This window comes from Catellatospora methionotrophica (assembly GCF_011297335.1).
GTDB classification, from domain to species: domain Bacteria; phylum Actinomycetota; class Actinomycetes; order Mycobacteriales; family Micromonosporaceae; genus Catellatospora; species Catellatospora methionotrophica.
In genome coordinates this window covers 18333-35244 of sequence record NZ_JAAOTJ010000014.1, presented here as the reverse complement: position 1 = coordinate 35244, position 16912 = coordinate 18333, and the positions used below count along the sequence as shown (strand labels likewise).

The 16912-nt window shown below is 71.8% G+C and carries 17 protein-coding genes; 6 read left to right on the top strand and 11 right to left on the bottom strand.

All coding sequences use genetic code 11. The features are described from left to right. Positions 1–45: 45 nt before the first annotated feature. Positions 46–933 carry an alpha/beta fold hydrolase gene (locus tag HAV40_RS26260; RefSeq protein ID WP_203671914.1) on the top strand — a complete coding sequence of 296 codons (888 nt, stop codon included), beginning with the start codon at positions 46–48 and terminating at the stop codon, positions 931–933. Positions 934–973: 40 nt separating this feature from the next. Here the strand turns inward: HAV40_RS26260 and HAV40_RS26255 are convergent, their stop codons facing one another. From HAV40_RS26255 to HAV40_RS26225, 7 genes are all read right to left on the bottom strand, one after another. Further along, a complete protein-coding gene (locus HAV40_RS26255; protein WP_166385781.1) occupies positions 974–1357 on the bottom strand; it encodes a VOC family protein in 384 nt (127 codons plus the stop codon). A gap of 41 nt (positions 1358–1398) precedes the next feature. Continuing rightward, positions 1399–1929, bottom strand: coding sequence for an RBBP9/YdeN family alpha/beta hydrolase (locus HAV40_RS26250; protein ID WP_166385779.1), 531 nt, complete (start codon positions 1927–1929; stop codon positions 1399–1401). 72 nt (positions 1930–2001) lie between these two features. Beyond that, positions 2002–3513 (bottom strand): DUF4419 domain-containing protein, encoded by a 1512-nt coding sequence (locus tag HAV40_RS26245; RefSeq protein WP_239086958.1) that lies wholly within the window; start codon positions 3511–3513, stop codon positions 2002–2004. A 106-nt stretch (positions 3514–3619) separates the two neighbouring features. Continuing rightward, a complete protein-coding gene (locus HAV40_RS26240; RefSeq protein WP_166385775.1) occupies positions 3620–4246 on the bottom strand; it encodes a VOC family protein in 627 nt (208 codons plus the stop codon). A gap of 36 nt (positions 4247–4282) precedes the next feature. Further along, complete coding sequence (locus tag HAV40_RS26235) at positions 4283–5458, bottom strand: MFS transporter (RefSeq protein WP_166385773.1); 1176 nt, start codon at positions 5456–5458, stop codon at positions 4283–4285. Between the two features lie 79 nt (positions 5459–5537). Next, positions 5538–6191 (bottom strand): DUF7003 family protein, encoded by a 654-nt coding sequence (locus HAV40_RS26230; protein ID WP_239086939.1) that lies wholly within the window; start codon positions 6189–6191, stop codon positions 5538–5540. A 65-nt stretch (positions 6192–6256) separates the two neighbouring features. After that, positions 6257–6988 carry a hypothetical protein gene (locus HAV40_RS26225; protein ID WP_166385771.1) on the bottom strand — a complete coding sequence of 244 codons (732 nt, stop codon included), beginning with the start codon at positions 6986–6988 and terminating at the stop codon, positions 6257–6259. Positions 6989–7731: 743 nt separating this feature from the next. Here HAV40_RS26225 and HAV40_RS26220 point away from each other — a divergent pair. Both HAV40_RS26220 and HAV40_RS26215 read left to right on the top strand, forming a co-directional pair. Further along, positions 7732–7947, top strand: a complete 216-nt coding sequence (locus HAV40_RS26220; RefSeq protein ID WP_166385769.1) for a hypothetical protein — start codon at positions 7732–7734, stop codon at positions 7945–7947. 17 nt (positions 7948–7964) lie between these two features. After that, the gene (locus tag HAV40_RS26215) at positions 7965–9887 is read left to right on the top strand and encodes a hypothetical protein (RefSeq protein ID WP_166385767.1); all 1923 of its coding nucleotides are present in this window, start codon (positions 7965–7967) and stop codon (positions 9885–9887) included. Positions 9888–9980: 93 nt separating this feature from the next. Here the strand turns inward: HAV40_RS26215 and HAV40_RS26210 are convergent, their stop codons facing one another. Together HAV40_RS26210 and HAV40_RS26205 are read right to left on the bottom strand one after the other, a co-directional pair. Further along, positions 9981–12458, bottom strand: coding sequence for a glycoside hydrolase family 127 protein (locus tag HAV40_RS26210; protein ID WP_166385765.1), 2478 nt, complete (start codon positions 12456–12458; stop codon positions 9981–9983). Between the two features lie 94 nt (positions 12459–12552). After that, a complete protein-coding gene (locus HAV40_RS26205; RefSeq protein WP_166385763.1) occupies positions 12553–13170 on the bottom strand; it encodes a TetR family transcriptional regulator in 618 nt (205 codons plus the stop codon). A gap of 23 nt (positions 13171–13193) precedes the next feature. Between HAV40_RS26205 and HAV40_RS26200 the strand changes: the two genes are divergently transcribed. After that, a complete protein-coding gene (locus HAV40_RS26200) occupies positions 13194–13625 on the top strand; it encodes an SRPBCC family protein (protein ID WP_166385761.1) in 432 nt (143 codons plus the stop codon). A gap of 47 nt (positions 13626–13672) precedes the next feature. Continuing rightward, positions 13673–14518, top strand: coding sequence for a hypothetical protein (locus HAV40_RS26195; protein ID WP_166385759.1), 846 nt, complete (start codon positions 13673–13675; stop codon positions 14516–14518). Here the strand turns inward: HAV40_RS26195 and HAV40_RS26190 are convergent. Continuing rightward, complete coding sequence (locus HAV40_RS26190) at positions 14443–15111, bottom strand: hypothetical protein (protein WP_166385757.1); 669 nt, start codon at positions 15109–15111, stop codon at positions 14443–14445. The two genes, HAV40_RS26195 and HAV40_RS26190, sit on opposite strands and share 76 nt — an antisense overlap. Positions 15112–15206: 95 nt before the next feature. Further along, positions 15207–16121 (bottom strand): helix-turn-helix transcriptional regulator, encoded by a 915-nt coding sequence (locus HAV40_RS26185; RefSeq protein ID WP_166385755.1) that lies wholly within the window; start codon positions 16119–16121, stop codon positions 15207–15209. Positions 16122–16170: 49 nt separating this feature from the next. Between HAV40_RS26185 and HAV40_RS26180 the strand changes: the two genes are divergently transcribed. Then, a complete protein-coding gene (locus HAV40_RS26180) occupies positions 16171–16911 on the top strand; it encodes an SDR family NAD(P)-dependent oxidoreductase (RefSeq protein ID WP_166385753.1) in 741 nt (246 codons plus the stop codon). Position 16912: the final 1 nt, after the last annotated feature.

The following is a 16912-nucleotide window of genomic DNA, read 5'->3' as shown; positions in this document are numbered from 1 at the left end:
GATGATACGGTCGTATCACAAAATCGTGGCGATCGGAGGCAGCACGTGACAGAGACCCGGCTCAGCGGATTCACCAGCGACAACGCGCGCGCCAAGTTCCTGGCGGCCTACCAGCGCACGTTCGACCGGGTCTGGCCCGCCGAGCACGATCGCCTCGACGTGCCCACCTCCTTCGGCGTCACCCGCGCCTACCGGACCGGACGGCCCGACGGCGTGCCGTTCGTGCTGCTGCCCGGCGCGGGCGGCAACGCCCTCGGCTGGCACCGGCACGTGACCCGATGGGGCAGCAGGCGACCGGTCATCGCGATCGACCCCGTCGGCGAGCCCGGCTGCTCGACCCAGGACACCCCCATCACGGACGGCCGCGACACGGCACGCTGGCTCGACGAGGTGCTCGCCGCGCTGAACGTCGACCGGGCGCACCTGGTCGGATGCTCCTACGGTGGCTGGGCCGCGCTGCAGCACCAGCTCCACACGCCCGGCCGCGCCGCCACGATCACGCTGCTGGACCCGGCCGGGTTCGGCCGGGTCACCAAACGGTTCCTCGCCTGGGTGATCGTCGGCGGGCTCGCCGGGCTCACCCCGCGCCCGCTGCGCCACCGCGCGGCACGGTGGCTGCGCAACGCCACCCTGCTCGACGACGACCTGATGGGCCTGGCGCTCGTCTCGGCCGGCTTCCGGCGGCGGCTGCCCACCCCGCCCCCGCTGACCGACGACGAACTGCGCGGGCTCGCCGTCCCCGTGCTCGCGCTGCTCGGCGGGCGCAGCCAGATGTACGACGCCGGGCAGGTCGCCGACCGCATCCGGGCACTCGTACCCGAGGCGCACGTCGAGGTCGTCGCCGACGCCGGGCACGACCTGCAGGTGCACAGCCCCGAACTCGTCACCGACCGGACCCTCGCGTTCGCCGACCGCGCCGAGGCGGTGGCCTGACGCCGAACCCGCCAGTGATCACACCAACCGCGGCACGCGATCAGGCCACGCAGAACTCGTTGCCCTCAGGATCCAGCATCACGACGTGCCCGAAGTCGTCGCCGTAGAACTCCTCGCGCACGAGCGTGGCACCGGCGGCGACCAGCTCGGCCGTCTTGGCCCGGATGAGCCGCTCGCGCTCGGCCATGTCCCACGGCGGCTCCCCCGCCGGTCTGACGTCGATGTGCATCCTGTTCTTGGCCGTCTTGCCTTCCGGCACCCGCAGGAAGCCGATGGCGGGTCCGACGCCGTCGGGGTCGATGATCGAGGCGCCGTCGGGGTCGCCGTAGCCGGGCTCGGCCACATAACCCAGCGCGAGTGCCCAGAACGCGGCGATCCGGTGCGGGTCGGCCGCGTCGCAGCCCAGTGTCCAGTGTGTCGACATGTGCGCACCGTACCGCCGAACACCGGCACCGGCCGCGCCGCTCAGCCGAGGGCGGCGACGAGCCGTTCACCGTCCGGCCAGGGGCCGTGGCCGGATGCCGTCTCGATGTGGCCGGCGTCGCCCGCGTCGTACAACTCCGCGCCCCAGTCGGCGGCGTACTGCTCGAACTGTGCGAACGTCGTGTAGGGATCGGTGCGGCTGGCGACCAGGATCGCGCGGAACGGCAGCGGCTCGCGGGGCACGGTCCCGAACACGGAGTCGGAGGGGCGGTCCGGGGACCATAGCGGGTCGATGTAGGGCGGCGTGACCAGCAGCGCGGCGCGCACCGGGCCGACGTGGCCGGCGGCCCAGGTGACCGACGTGATGCACCCGGCGCTGTGCGCGATCAGTACGGCGGGTTCGGGGTCGGCCATGACGGCCTCGTGCAAAGCGGCGACCCGCTCCTGAACCGTGAACGGCGGGCCGGGCGGGTAGGGCGCCCACCGGTACTGCGGGTTCGCGTCGGCCCAGCGACGCTGCCAGTGCTCCGGTCGGGGAATGCCCCTTCCGGGCACCAGGAGATGTCGGACCATCCGCCGACCATAGCCTCTGGTCGATCGTCTGCTGCGAGCCGCTTTTCCGGTGATCTGGAACCCTGCTGCGATCTATACGGTCGGCGGGGTGCGGAGCAGGTCGGTGAGGCGGCCGCTGCGCAGGGACGCGATGTCACCGTCGTTGTCGAGGGCGACTTCGAGCAGCGTCGCCAGGCTCGTGCCGTACAGCCAGACCTCTGCCGGGTCGTCGTCGAACGTGAAGTTGCGGACGCTGATCCCGTTGCCACAGTCGGTGATCACCTCGGTGATGCGGCAGATCGCCCAGTGAATCACCTGTCCCCGCCAGCGGCGGACCCAGCAGATGCTGCGTCCGCCGGGCAGGTCGAACACCGGAGTCACGATGAGGTCGTCGACGTCCCCCTGGCGGTGCCATCTGGACGGGGCAAGCTGCCAGGCTCCGCCGAACAGGCTCGCCGTCGACACGCGCTGGTATATCGCCACGACCTCGGCAGGACCGTGCCCGTCCGGACCGTCCGCCGGGGTGGTGACGTGCTCGCGTTCGATCCGGTCCAGCAGGTCGTCGATGTCGGCTCGGGCCTGGGCCAGGTGCCAGCCGGCCACCGGACGCAGCGCGCCGCCCGGGTCCTGCGCCACGGCGACGACCCCTGCGTGCAACGCCCGTTCGCGGAACCGACCCGTCATCAGGTCCGCGACGTTGACCGCCACCCGGGACAGCGTGGCGGGCACGTCTGACGGCCGCACGCCGGGCCCGGAGTACAGGCGGCCGACGGCCGTGACGTCACGCGGCTCGTCCAGCGGCAGCTCCAGCAGCGGATTCGGCTGCTCGGCGGCACCGCGCTCGTTCAGGTACGGGTACAGCCGCGTGATCCAGCCGGTGGTGACCGCACCGCCGTACGCGTCGGCGGGGTTGTAGATCCGCTGCCAGAACGCCGGGTCGGCCTGCCCGCAGGCAGCCAGCACGAACTGGTCGGCGATCGGCGCGAGCGAGCGGTGCCAGTCGCCCAGCCCGAAGCGGGGCAGCTCGTCGATCCGGGAACGGATGGTGCGCCAGTCCTGCTCGGTGCCGGTCAGCGTGATCGTGGGGATGCCGCACCCAACGAACAACCAGATGCTGAAGTACGCCGAATACGCGTCCAGCAGCACTACCCGCGCGGCGGTGCGCTCGACATCGGTGCTGGTGGTGAAGTCGCAGGCGAACAGGGCCGCGTCGGACACCTCGGCGTCGAGCAGCTTGGCGTACTGCGCGATCAGATACCGCCAGGAGTCGGCGTCCTGCGGTTCCGGTCCGTCGAGCGTGATCTCCAGCCGCTGCCGTCCGGTGTGGTTCACCAGCAGCGGCCGCAGTTCCTCGGCGTGCAGCCGGATGTGCTGGGCGAGGCCCTGGGTGATGGTCAACCACACCGCGTCCGGGGACAGCACCAGGGGGCGGTGTTCGGCGAACGCCTGGCCGACGGCGCGCAGCAGCGGGTGCACGCCGTTCGAGGCCAGCACGGCCAGGTCCGGGTCCCCGCCGATGGCGATCGCCTCGGGGAACAGCTCGCGCAGCGGCACGGTGGGCAGCGGCTCGGCCGCCTGTACGACGTCGTCGACCGGAAAGATCATCACGGGACGACACTACCGTCCGGCGGGTTGTCCTGCCGTCCCATGGAGACGGCAAGGGGGCCGCGTGGAATTGACCGCCAAAAATATCATACCGGATGATTACGTACTATTCGCGACCCTGCCAGGTGGCGACGCACGCCTCGTTGCCCTCGGCGTCGGCCAGGGTCCACCACCTCGGCGCGTACGCGTCAGAGACGAGGTGACCGCCTGCGGCCAGTGCCGCGGCGATACGGGCCTCCGCCTGCTCGTGCGGGACGGCGACGTCGAGGTGGATCCGGTTGCGCTGCGGACGGGCGACGTCCATCGCTTGGAACTCCAGGCCGGGGCCGCGGCGCAGCGGGTCGGCGAGGTAGTCGTCGCCGAGCTGGTCGTAGCCGAGCAGTGCGCGCCAGAACGGCAGCACGTGCTCGACGACGAGGGCGTCGACGGTGATGCCGACGAGCTGGACGGCGGCCGGGTCGGCCGGGATGCCCAGTTTCACGGCGGCGGCCGAGATCTGCCGGGCCATCGCGACGTCGCGGGTCGTCAGGGACACGGTGACACCGGTGTCGCGCAGGTCGACCCGGGGGCGATGATCGGCGTCGGCGACGAGCCGGTCGATCTCACCGACGAACGCGGCGCCTTCGGTGAACGTGCGCGTCCTGAAGTGGGCTGAGACCAGGTGGTACAGCACGCGCCAATCGTCTACGCCGTCGGCCGCGTGGAACTGCTCGGCCGTGATCCGCTCGCTCATGTCGGCCAAACTACCTCGGTGCCGCGTCCCGGTCGGCTACATCCGTTCCGGCTGGACGCGGGCACCGGCGCGGGCGGTGCCGGACAGGTAGAGCGCCATCCCGGTGGCGACCAGCAGGGCGGCCAGCGGCGGGATCGCGCCCAGGCCCCAGGCGTCCAGCGCGAACGCGCCGGTCAGCGCCCCGGCGGCGACGCCGACGTTGTACGCGCTGGCGTTGATGCCCGAGGCCTGTTCGGTGTGGTCGGGTGCGACGCGCAGCGTGGCCGCCTGCATGAAGATCGGCAGCAGGCCCATGCCGAAGCCGAGCACGATGACCGCGGTGATCGCGGTCCAGGCCGCGGCGCCGTTCAGCCACATCAGCACGAGTCCGCCGAGCAGCAGCCCGCTCGCCGCGACGATGCCCGTACGCAGGTGCCGGTCGGCGATCCAGCCGGCGACGGGGAGCATGAGCGTTCCGGCGAGGCCGTTGGCCAGCAGCACCGGGGCGATGCCGTCCTCGCTGATCCCGGCGCGGTGCAGCAGCGGCGCCGTGTAGGTGATCATCATGTAGGTGCCGAGCATGACGACCGCGGTCATCACGACGATCGGCGGGAAGTTCGGCACGCGCAGCACCTCGCGCATCGGGGTGCGCACGGTGGCGGTGCTGCCGGGCACCTCGGGCAGCAGCCACCACACCAGTAGGGTGAGCACGACGGCCACGCCGGTCAGCAGGGCGAAGGCGGCCCGCCAGCCGGTGGCGGTGCCGAGGCTGGTCCCGGCGGGTACGCCGATCAGCACCGCCATGCTGCCACCGGCCGAGACCAGCGTCACCGCCCGGCCGATCCGGTCGGGGCTGACCAGCCGTGCCGCGTACCCGCCGACGACCGCCCAGAACAGGCCGTGTGTGACGCCGCCGAGCAGCCGTGCCGTGAACGCCACGGGATAGTTCGCGGCCAGCGTCATGACCGCGTTACTCGCCGTGTACGCCGCGAGCGCCACCACCAGCAGCTTCTTGCGTGGCATCCGGGCGGTGAGCGTGCCGAGCGGGGCCGCGAACAGTGCGACCATCAGTGCGTAGCCGGTGACCAGCAGGCCGAGCTGTGACTCCGAGACGGCCAGGTCGCGGCTCATGCTCAGCAGCAGGCCGGTCGGCACCAGCTCGGTGGTCACCGATACGAACACGGCGGCGCTGAGCAGGGCGAGGGACGGCCACGGGCCGGGTTTGCGGATCACATGCCGCATTTTGTATCGCGGGTGAACTAACGCGCAATCGAGATCAGCGGTGAATTCGTCCGATCATCGGACTGAAAAGTCACAGCGAGCCGGACTCCGGCCAGTACGACCAGTGCGTGTTCGGTGCGTGCGTGGGCTGGTACGCGGCCACGTCGCCGGTCGTGAGCACCTGCGCCAGCTGCTGGAACGTCTCGGTTTCGCTGGGGAGCTGGTCGAAGCGGTCGGGGTCGCGGTGCCACCACTGCTCCAGCACCAGCACGCGCGGCAGGTCGGCGGGCAGCCGGTGGCGCAACTCGACCTCGTCGGCCAGCAGCAGGTCGCGATGCTCGGGCACGAGACGCCGGAACACGTCCTCCAGCCGCTCGCCCTCGACGGCGTCGACGTCCAGCGCCTGCCCGCGGACCACGACCGGTGGCCGTCCGCCGCGCAGCCGCTCGGGCTCGGCGTGGTGTTCGAGCTGGTACATGTTGTCGACGCGGGCCAGGAAGTCGCCCTCGCCGTAGCCGGGTTCGCCCTCGGTCAGGCAGTTGCCGAAGCAGTGCAGCACGTCCAGGACGTTGCCGGCGCGGGGGCTGTAGCCGACGAGTTCGACGACCAGAGCCCAGCGGGTCGCGTCGCGGAACGCGTGCAGGCGGCTGTCGATCGCGTAGTAGTAGCCGTTCTCGGGGTCCGGGAAGTCGAACCGCTTCGCGGCACGGTCGAACTGCGCCAGCACCTCGTCGGACGTGATCACGGGCGGAGACGGTACACGGGCCGGGCCGCCCGTACTCGTCGGCCACGCGGGCGGGGTGGGTCCGATCACTGTCGGCGACCGTGGGCGGTCAGTGCCAGCACGCCCTGGCCGGACACGCGGGTGTGCGGGCCGAACGTGCTCGGGTCGACCGACGTCAGTGCGGCGATGTCGGTGGCGTAGCAGACCTCGGGCAGCGCCAGCCGCTCGTACAGCTCGGCCCGCCGCGCCATGACGGCGTCGATGTCGTCCGCGTCGATCCCGTCGTACGCGTCCGGCGGCAGGCCCTCGTCCTCGTCGGGCAGCCGGTAGCCGTCCTCGGCGGGGTGGGACCCGAGCCGCTCGCCCGTCTGCGCGTCGTAGTAGCGCCGGACGGTGCCCGCCTCGGCCAGGCACCACATCGTCCAAGGGCCGCCGCAGCTCATGCCGTAGAGGTGGGCCGCACCGAACCGGGCGCTGAGGCGCGCGCACAACGCCTGTACATCGCGCGCCCACGAGCCTGCGGCGGGTGGGGCCGAGCCGGGCAGGTCGCCGAACACCAGGGTCCAGCCGTCGGTCACCGGCGAGACGTACACCCGTGCGGGCCGGTCCTGGTGGTCGCGGTCCCAGGAGTGGTGGTCGCGATTCCAGGCGGCCTCGCCCTGCCCGATCGTGACCGGCACCGGGTCGGACAAGCCGAGCTCCACCAGCACCGACTCCTGCTCGCCGGTACGGATCGCGAGCCAGGTGCCACACAGGTGCACCGGCGCTCGGCCGACGGCGGTAAGGGTCCGGCGGCCGCGGAGAGGAGGGGTCCGCATAGGACATCACGCTACGCCCGACGCCTGACAGATCTTCAGAACCGCTGGCCACGCACGCTGACGGGGGGTCGGGGTGGGCCGCGTGACGGCCCACCCCGCCCGGCCGGGTCTACGGACATAGGGTCCCGGCCGACGCTGGGTGTGGTCCGGACAAGGACACGATCCCTGCGGATCGCCCTCGGATGAGGTAGCTCAGCGCACTCCTACTATGCGGGAGATCCACTTCGATCGGAAGGGCCTGTTGTTCGCGTCGGGCCGCACCGCGGGCGAAGGTGCGGCCCGGTGGTGCGCCAGGGCAGGCAGGGAAAGATCGAGCTCCGGCGGCACTCATCGGTGAGCTGCAGGTATCACGTTGAGTCAGCACGGCTGCGCCGATTGTTCGGAGTTTGTGCAACACGGCGCGCGGATCCGGCAATCGGGAGCCGGTCACCGTGTTGCACAGACCCGGCCGCCGGTCATGTTCCGGTGAACATCGCCCAGCCGATCATCGATCGGACAGACGTCGATCAAAACCGCTCCGGCCTGCGTTGACATAGCAAGGTCATCGATTCCAGCGGATACCGGTTCCACGGTCGCCAGATCGCGAACAAGGTTCAGTTGTGTTGTGGAAGTTTCCCCTCCAACATTCCACATGAGATCCCGCGGCCCGGCGGACACCGGGCCGCGAACACGCGGTCTCGGGTCCGGACAAGGACACGGGCCCCGCCGACAGGCGGGGCCCACCCCTCACAGGAAGTGATGAGATGCGCAAGAGTGCACAGCGGGTCCGCTCCACACTGCCCGAACAGCCCCCGGCCCCGCCGGGGGTCGACCGGGCGGTGCTGATGACCCGCCTCTGGGTCGTCGTCGTCACCGTGGCGTTCGTGCTCGGGCTGGTTTCGCTCGACTGCGATCCCTACCTCGCGCTCACCGGCGGCGTCGCCGTGATCGCCGCGGCGATCCGGCTGACCCGGAAGTAGCGGGGGCGACGAGCGACATGCCACGGACTCTGGCTCCGATCCCGCCAGAGCTGACCGGCCCCCTGCCGGATCTCGCGCAACTGCTGCGCGAGATCTGGCACGGGGCGGGTCAGCCCAATCTGCGGGCCCTGGCCAAAAGCGGTCTCTGCAGTGCCTCGACGCTCTCCAACGCCATGAGCGGCCGCCGGGTGCCCACCTGGACGACCTGCCAGGCATTGCTGCGCGGCTGCGGGCGTGCGAGCGACCCCTACCTGACCCAGGTGAGGACGGCGCTCGACGACGCCGTCCAGTTCAAGTCCGACCAGCGCAGGCTGGCCGCGGCGCGGATCATGCCCATACCGGTCAACCCGCTGCGCAAGGCCGCCCGGCCGAACCCGCGGCGTGTCCAGACCCCGCAGGACCTGCAACGTGCGCTGGTAGAGGCGCACATCGCGGTAGGCCGCCCGTCGCGCCGCAAGCTCCAGGCGATGGCCGCCGCCGCCGGTCAGAAGCTGCCCGCGAGCACGGTCGGCGACCTTCTCAAGCGCAACAACCCACACCTGCCCAAGTGGACCTCGGTAGGGATCTTCCTGACCGTCTGCGAGGTCCCCAACGACGAGTTCGAGGACTGGAGGCACGCGTACATCCGGGTCCACCGCGCCGTGACCGCGCAGCGGCGGCTTCCGCCGCCGGTGACGCCCGTCCCCGCCGCAGCGACCTACCCGGCTGCCGTGGTCAACCCGCGCAGCGGCCTGCCGCAGCGACGGCGGACCGGGCAGCGGTCACGTGGCGGTCCCGGATCGCCGGACCCGGCGACGCCGTGGACGCTCTCCGACGCCATGCCGCCGCCGGTCGCCGCGCTGCCACGCTATCTGCCGCAGGAACCCGCCCCCACCCGTGAGTGGCTGGAGCCGTCCGGCGGTTGGCAGCTGCGTCCCGCGGAAGCCGAGCGGACCAGGTACATCGGCCGCTGCGCCGTCAGCGTGGCGATGCTCGCGGCACCGTCGGGCGGTCTGCGCCGCAGCGACATCCAGCCCGCTGCTGGTGCCGATCCTTCGACGCCGCGGATACCTGCGGCGCGACCGGCACCGGTGATGCCCCCGCACCCGGGGGGACGTCGCCGTGCGGGGGTCGACGGTCACCGCTACCCCTGGCCGAACCGGCCGGGGTCACCGGCATACCGGGAACGGCCCCGGCTATCGGCGCGGGAAGCGCTGCCGTCACGGCTGGGGCGGATCTTCGGGATCCCGAGCGGACGGGCGCCCTTCACGCTCGCCGCCGACGACGCTTTTCGGCTGCCCGTACCGGCCCGGACCAGGCAACCGGATCTGCCCGCCTACGCGGTGGTGACCGGCCGCCGCAGAGGCCCGCGGCACCGAAGGCACGAGCCCCGCACCACGCCCGCGCTGCGCCGTCCCGCCCCCGCGAGCCCGGACGCCGATCGACAGATCGTATGGACCGACGGCGAGGACTGGGCAGGGCAGCCCCACCAGGCCATCACCGGCTGGCCCGCCCTGAAACTGCTGGTGTTCGTCATGGTGCTGCTCGGCGCGCTATGGCTGGCGTCGACGGTCGTACTGGCCTGGCCCGGCACCGCCTCGGCCACCGTGCCCACGCCGCAGGTGCTGACTGCCGCGACGGCGATGACCGTGCCCGACCTCACCCCGGTCGACGCTGCCACCTCCGCCCCCGCGGCCTTCACGTGGCGAACGCCGACCGGAGTCGGCACAGTCGCCCGGGCCTTGACCCACCCGAGCAATGCGACCCTGATCGGGGCCGTCACACTGGTCGTGATGGTCCTGCTGTTCGCGGGGCTGCTGCTGGCCGACCGGTATGCCGACCGAAACGACCGGGCCGACCTGCGCGCCTGGAAACGCGCGCAGGCGGCCACGGTGCCCCGGCGCCCGGCCCGCGGCGCGGTCCCGCCGAAGCCGGTGGCCGCGCGCCGACAGCCGCCATGACCGGTCACGCGTGGCTGCGGTGGGCGGCGTCGGCGGTGCCGTGACGCACCACGGCCGCCGGCGTGGTCTCCCCCGCCGGCGGCCGGTCACCGGTTACAGGCCCGACGTGTGGAAGCCGCTGACCTCCGACGCCGTCAGCACCCGGCTGTAGACACGGAACGAGTCCACCGCGCCGTCCAGGTACGGGTCGGCGTACTGCGAGCGGCCGATCCAGTTCTGGGTGGTGCTGCCCAGCGACGCCGGGCTCAGCGTCATCGCCGTGTTGCGGGCCACCTCGGCCCCGTTGACGTACAGGATGCCGACGCCGCCGCCGACGGTGACCGCGACGTGCGTCCACACGCCGGTGGGCAGCGCCGCCGGGGCGTTGATCCGCTGCTCGCCGGCCGCCCCCGACGACGTGATCGCGAACCGGGCCGTGCCGGTGCTGCTGGCCGGAACCAGGAACATGTTCGCGGTGGTGCCGGTGCCGAAGTCGAACAGCCGGGCCCAGTTGGTGACGGCGTCCAGCCGTACCCAGGTGGCGATGCTGAACGCGGTGGCCCCGGCGAGGATGCCCGACGGCAGTGACACGTACTGCGAGCTGCCGCTGAGGTTGACCGCGTTGCCGGTGCGCCCGGCGACCCAGGTCGCTCCCCCGGCCAGGGTGGCGGTCTTGCCGTTGCCGGTGGCGTCGGCCGCCGAGGTGCCCGAGGTCTCGTTGAACAGGTGGTGCGACACGAACGCGGGCAGCGGGTTGGTCGTGGTGACGTTCCAGTAGACGGTGTAGCGCTGGCCGTGCACCTTGTAGAACGGCAGCAGCATGACGTTGCCGGTGGACGCGGCCGCGGTGAACTGCAGCGGGGTGGACGTCGCCGCGATCGAGGACGCGGTGAGGGTGGGCAGGGCGGACAGGTTGGTGCTGCCGTACGCCCCGGCCAGCACGATCGGGCCGTACTTGACCGCCTGCGTGGTGGAGCTGTCCGGGGTGGCCTCGCGTACCAGCGCCATCGGCAGTGCGACGTCGACGACGTCGCCGGTCGCCCAGGTGCGGTTGACCACGGCGTACGACCCGGGGGTGACCCCGCCCTGCACGGTGCCGTTGACCCGGATCGTCGCGCCGCTGGCCCAGGCGGGCACCCGGATCCGCATCGCGAACGTGCCCGAGCCCGCGGTGATGGTCAGCCTGCTGGACGCCGCCTCCGGGAAGGTGGTGTCCTGCCGGATCGTGACGCCCTTGGCCGACCAGTTCAGCTGCGAGGCGATGAACAGGTTGACGTACAGGTTGTCGCCGGAGTGGAAGTAGATGGTGTCGCCGAGCTTGGTGTTGGTCTCCATGCCCGTGCCGTGGCAGCAGGTGAAGTTGCTGTAGTCGTTGCTGTAGGTCTTGATGCCGCCGGCGCGCAGCGGGATGTAGTAGCTGTGGAAGCCGTGCGAGGAGTTCGGGTCCTGCGCGCCGAGCAGGTGGTTGTAGAGCGCCTTCTCGTAGTAGTCCATGTAGTCGGCGCGGGCCGGGTTGGTGAAGAACAGCTGCCGGGACAGCTTGAGCATGTTGTAGGTGTTGCAGCACTCGGCGGTGTTGTCGGACAGCTCGCTGGCGATCCGGTTCGGGGCCTTGAAGTATTCGCCGTTGGAGTTGGCGCCGATGGCGTAGGTGTGGCGGCTGACCACGATGTCCCAGAAGTTGCGGGCGATGTCGAGGTAGCGGGTGGTGCCGGTGGCGTGGTATTCCCGGATCGCGCCGAGGGCCTTGGGGATCTGGGTGTTGGCGTGGTAGTTGTTCAGCGCGTCGGTGTTGGCGGCCAGGGGGTCGAAGACCTCGGCGTGGTCGAAGTGCTGCGCGGCGGTCAGGTGCGCGGTGTTGGAGCTGAGCTGGTACAGGTTGGTCAGCACCTCGTTCATGCCGCCGAACTCGGTGTCGAGCATGTTCTGCCGCTGGGTCTGGGTGAGCCGGTCGTTGCGGAATTTCACCCACGACGCCATCGCGGTGAGCACGGTCAGCGCCTGCGCGTTCCCGGCGAGCAGGTGCATGTCCAGCAGCCCGGCCATGATCTTGTGGAGGGTGTAGTAGGGCGCCCACACCGACTGGCGCGCCTCGACCCGGTCGATGAAGCTCTCCGGGTACGCCGACAGGTAACCGGTGTTGTACCCGGCCGTCGTCGCGCGGGCCTGGCAGATCGCCAGCTGCGCGACGAGGTAGTCGCCCTTGGTCTTGAAGCTGGCGGTGCCGGTGCTGGCGTACGCCTGGGCCAGGCCGGTGAGCACGTGGCCCATCGAGTGGCCGCGCAGCTCGGTGGTGGGCGACTCCCAGCCGCCGCACGCGGTCGCCGAGGAGGACAGGCCGTAGTTGAGGCGGAACGTGTGCAGCAGCCGGTCGGCGTCGAGGAAGCTCAGGTAGCTCTGGGTGCGGCCGGTGTTGGCCAGGAACGGGCCGGACAGCAGGGTGACCGCGCCGAGGGGGAACGGGTACACGGATACGCCGATGTCGGTGCGGGCGGCGTGGGCGGGCGACGCGGGCAGGCTGCCGGAGACAGCCGCGGCCGCGGCGCCGACCGCGCCAGCGCGCAGCACGGTACGGCGGGACAGTGCGGACATCGATTCGCCTTTCTCAGGACAGGGCGGTGAGAGCGACGTGTCCGGCGCATCGACGATGTCCTACGAAAACCATTTCGGCAAGATGTCCGGCTGATTAACCTTCATCTCGAAACGTTTCGAAACCTTGCGCGGCGAGCCGCGCCTCCCACATGTCCACGAATAGCCGATAGGAGGCGTCCGTCTCCTGCGGGTCGGCCCCGGCCAGCAGCTCCAGCAGCAGGCCCCGGCAGGTGGCCACGCCCAGCCGCAGCGCGTCGCGGTCCACGACCAGGCCGAGCCGCCTGACCACCGCCTCGCTCTCGTCGAGCCACGGGCCGGTCAGGTTCGCCAGGAAGCCGCCGGTGCCCGGCGCGTCATGCACGGCGACACCGACGACCTCGAAGAACAGCCGCACGTACGGCCGCAGCTCCGGATCGGACAGCCGCGCCCAGAGCAGCAGCATGAGTTCACCGGCCTTCGTCCCCTCCGCCGGGGTCCCGCTGGCCGCGACCCGGTCGGCGAGCTCGGCCAGCAGGTCGCGCTGCTGCTGCTCGATGAGGCCGACGACGGCCGCGAGCAGGCCCTCGCGGGAGCCGAAGTGGTAGAGCAGCATGCGGTGGCTCGTGCCGACTCCGGCGGCGATGTCGCGCAGGCTGCGGCCGGTGATGCCTTCTGCCGCGGCGTGCGTGACGACCCGTTCCAGCAGCTCCTGAGCACTCGCACCAGCGATCATGTACCAGATGGTACATTGGCGTCATGCGATGGGAAGACGCACTCGTGATCGACGCGCCGCCGGAAACGGTCTGGGCGCTGACTGCCGACGTCGAGCAGTGGCCCGCCACCACGCCGACGATGACCAGCGTGGTCCGCCTCGACGAAGGACCGCTGCGCGTGGGCAGCCAGGCGCGCATCAAGCAACCGGGCCAGGGCGAGGCGGTGTGGACCGTCACCGCACTTGACGAGGGTCGCGGGTTCACCTGGGAGTCCACCCGGATGGGCCTGACCGTCATCGGGTCACACCTGCTGGAGCCTGTGGGCGCCGGTTGCCGCAACACGCTGGGCATCGAGCTGCGCGGCCGGGGCGCGGGCCTGTTCTGGGCGTTACTCGGACCGCTACTGCGCCGCGCGGTCCGCACCGAGAACCGCGGCTTCCGCGACACCGCACAAGGGCAGCACGCCACCTCCTGACCCCACTCGCGATGATCGCGCGGCGCCAAGGCATCTAGATTGTCGCCGTGACGCTGCTACTCAAGCTCCTGCTGGCTCCCGCCTTGGTCGTCGGCTCGTCGCTGGCCGGACGGCGGTGGGGTGCGCAGGTCACGGGCGTGCTGGTGACGCTGCCGATCGTGGCCGGGCCGATCCTGCTGATCAGCTGCCTGGAACACGGCACGGCGTTCGGGGCCGCGGCGGCGGCGTCGTCGCTGCTCGGGCTGGTGACGCTGGCGCTGTTCGCGGTCGTGTTCGCCTGGTGCTCGCGGCGGCTGGCCTGGGTCGGCGCGCTGGCGGTGGCCTGGTCGGCGTGCTTGGCCGCGGACGTGCTCGTCGCGCAGGTGACCGTGCCCGCCGGGTGGGGCCTGCTGCTGGCGCTCGCCGGGATCGCCGCCGCCTCCCGGGCGCTGCCGCCGCAGGCGGCTTCGGTGGGCGTACGCCCGGCGACGGCTTGGCCGTGGTGGGACCTGCCCGGCCGCGCGGCGGCGACCGCGACCCTGGTCGTGCTGGTGACGACGCTGTCGAGCGCACTGGGGCCGGCGATGACCGGGGTGCTGGCCCCGTTCCCGATCGCCACCAGCGTGGTGGCGGCGTTCGTGCTGGCCCGGCACGGTTCGGCGGAGACGGTGCGCACGCTGCGCGGGGTGCTGGCCGGGCTGGTCGGCTTCACGGTGTTCTGTTTCCTGGTCGCCGTGCTGGTCGACCGGTGGGGCGTCGCCGCGGCGTTCAGCCTCGCGCTGGCCGTCACGGTCGCGGGACAGCTCACCTGGTTGCGCGTCAGACGCGCACGGTCAGATCAGCGGCGCAGCCAGCGCCGCCAGGAGGCGGGGGTGACCGGGGCGGTCGGGTTGTCCAGCGCCCAGCGCAGGTAACCGGCGCGCAGCCGGACCAGGCCGTCCAGGCTCCGTTCGGCTGATTCGATGATCATGCGAACCATGGGTTCGTGCAGCGTGCGGGCGATCTTGAGGTAACCGAGGTCCTCGCAGCGGTGCTCGCGGCCGATCGCCGCGGCGAGCAGGCCCAGCAGCTCGGCATGGGTGTCCAGGGTCGGACCGTCGGCGGCGAGGGTACGCAGGATGTGCCGCTTGGCCTGCCAGCTGCGGGCGTGCTCGGCCCACTCCTGCGGGTACTCGGTCTCCCAGCGCAGGTAGAGCACGGCGAACCGGGCGAAGGGGGTGCGCTCGCCCGGTGTCGGTGCGGACAGGTAGTGCCAGATCGGGGCGGCGAACATGCGGTCGTGCACGTCCCGCTTGGCGGCCTCGGTCTGGTCGTGCTCGGCGACCAGGCGCGGGTCGAGGGAATCGGCGTCGCCGGTGCGCGGACGCACGATGCGCGACCAGGAGTGCAGGCGCGCCCAGTCGTCTTGGTAGCCCCGCTCCCGCTCGATGGCGGCCCGCCGCCGCTCGGCGTCCGGGTGTACGACGTCGAAGGCCCAGGTGAAGTCGGCCAGCTGCTCTGCTTGCACGCGGCAAGGTTGCCAGCTCAGGGGGCTTGTCGCCAAGAAATCGGCAGGCACTGTGAGCCACCATCGCCCGCTGTTAACCAATCGAGATCAGACGACTACGCTGCGTGCTCGGCGAGCTGGCCGCGTATGAACGACGGGGGCTGCCCGTGCCGCGCGGTGAAGCATCGGGTCAGATGCGCGTGATCGGTGAATCCGCAGGCCGCGGCGACCTCTGCGAGCCCCAGATCCGTCCGCCGCACCAGTCCCCCGGCCAGGCCCAGCCGGGTGGCGGTCAGCAGTTCCCGGAAGCCCGTGCCCTGCTGCCCCAGACAGCGCTGCAGGGTGCGGGTCGAGTAGCCGAGGTGCACCGCCATCGTGTCGAGCCGCCAGCGCCGGGCCGGGTCCGCGGCGATCAGCTCACGCACCGCCGCCACCGCCGACGGGGCGGGTCCCCGCAGCGCCGCCAGGTCGAGGGTCCAGCCGATGACCCTGCTCCGGCCGGTCAGCCTCAGCTCCACCGGACGCTCGCCGGTCAGCGTCCTGCCGTCGGCGAACCGCACCGTCACTGCGGGTCGCCTGCCCAGGCAGGCGGTCACCAGCACGTCGTGAATCGCGGCCGTGAACAGGCTCTCCGCCGGTGCTGGCGGGCCGCCCAGCAGTGCCCCGTGCGACACGACGAGCCGGCCCGGTTCGAGCCGCAGCCGTGTGGTGTGGCCCACGTGGTAGCTCAGCTGCAGCTCTGGCAGCCGGTCGGCCAGGTCCGGCAGCGAGCCGCGCTCGATGATCTCCGCGAGTTCTCCCTCGCGGGGACGGTCCAGCAGATGCGCGGCCGCCTCGCGCAGCGCCTGCCACCCGTGCCCCGCCAGCTCCGCCAGCAGCGCGTGATGCAGCCGCTCCGGCACCGGCTCCGCCTGCCGGCGGGCCACCGCGTCGGCGGCCGGGGACGGGCCGTGCCGCCGTACGCCGAGCAGCGCCGCGCGGGCCAGGTCTGGATGCACGGTGCGCTCGTGCGCGGGAACCAGGACCTGCATGGCGGGATCGTACAAGCGTCCCGGCCGGGTGCTCGGCCAGCCTTCAGGCATGTCCTTCCATCCCACCCGCGTCCTCGTCACCGGCGGCACCAGCGGCATCGGCGCGCACCTGGTCTGCCTGCTCGCCGAACAGGGCGCCCTCGTGGCGACCTGCGGCCGCGACCCCGACCGGCTCGCCGAGACGACCCGGCAACGCGGCGTCACCGGCTGGATCACCGACCTGGCAGACCCCGGGAGCACCGCGGCCCTGGTCGCCGACACGGTCGTCGCGCTCGGCGGGCTCGACCTCGTCGTCGCCAACGCCGCCGTGCAGCACCGGCAGTCGTTCACCGGCGGGTGGACCGCCGCCGACAGCGCGGCCGCGCTCACCGAGGTGCACACGAACCTCGTCGGGCCGGTCGTGCTGGCCGCCGCGGCCTGGCCACACCTGCGCCGGTCGGGCGGTGTGTTCACCGCGCTCACCTCGGCGCTGGCCTACTCGCCGAAGAAGTCCGCCCCGGTGTACTGCGCCAGCAAGGCGGGGCTGGGGGTGTTCCTGCGGGCGCTGCGTTACCAGTGGCAGGACGCCGACGCCGCGGTGACCGTGCAGGAGGCACTGATGCCGCTGGTCGCCACGCCGATGACGGCCGGCCGCGACGACGGCGCGATGCCCGCCGAGCAGGCCGCACGGCAGATCCTGACCGGGATCGCCAGGCGCGTGCCGGTCATACCCGTGGGCCGGGCGCGGCCCTTCCGGGTGATCCACCGGCTCGCGCCGCGGATCACCGATGCGATGCTGCGTGACTCCTGAC

Coding starts and splice junctions, on each gene's coding strand:
- HAV40_RS26255 (WP_166385781.1), bottom strand. CDS start 1,357: ATGTCGACACACTGGACACTGGGCTGCGACGCGGCCGACCCGCACCGG.
- HAV40_RS26250 (WP_166385779.1), bottom strand. CDS start 1,929: ATGGTCCGACATCTCCTGGTGCCCGGAAGGGGCATTCCCCGACCGGAG.
- HAV40_RS26245 (WP_239086958.1), bottom strand. CDS start 3,513: ATGATCTTTCCGGTCGACGACGTCGTACAGGCGGCCGAGCCGCTGCCC.
- HAV40_RS26240 (WP_166385775.1), bottom strand. CDS start 4,246: ATGAGCGAGCGGATCACGGCCGAGCAGTTCCACGCGGCCGACGGCGTA.
- HAV40_RS26225 (WP_166385771.1), bottom strand. CDS start 6,988: ATGCGGACCCCTCCTCTCCGCGGCCGCCGGACCCTTACCGCCGTCGGC.
- HAV40_RS26220 (WP_166385769.1), top strand. CDS start 7,732: ATGCGCAAGAGTGCACAGCGGGTCCGCTCCACACTGCCCGAACAGCCC.
- HAV40_RS26215 (WP_166385767.1), top strand. CDS start 7,965: ATGCCACGGACTCTGGCTCCGATCCCGCCAGAGCTGACCGGCCCCCTG.
- HAV40_RS26210 (WP_166385765.1), bottom strand. CDS start 12,458: ATGTCCGCACTGTCCCGCCGTACCGTGCTGCGCGCTGGCGCGGTCGGC.
- HAV40_RS26205 (WP_166385763.1), bottom strand. CDS start 13,170: ATGATCGCTGGTGCGAGTGCTCAGGAGCTGCTGGAACGGGTCGTCACG.
- HAV40_RS26200 (WP_166385761.1), top strand. CDS start 13,194: ATGCGATGGGAAGACGCACTCGTGATCGACGCGCCGCCGGAAACGGTC.
- HAV40_RS26185 (WP_166385755.1), bottom strand. CDS start 16,121: ATGCAGGTCCTGGTTCCCGCGCACGAGCGCACCGTGCATCCAGACCTG.
- HAV40_RS26180 (WP_166385753.1), top strand. CDS start 16,171: ATGTCCTTCCATCCCACCCGCGTCCTCGTCACCGGCGGCACCAGCGGC.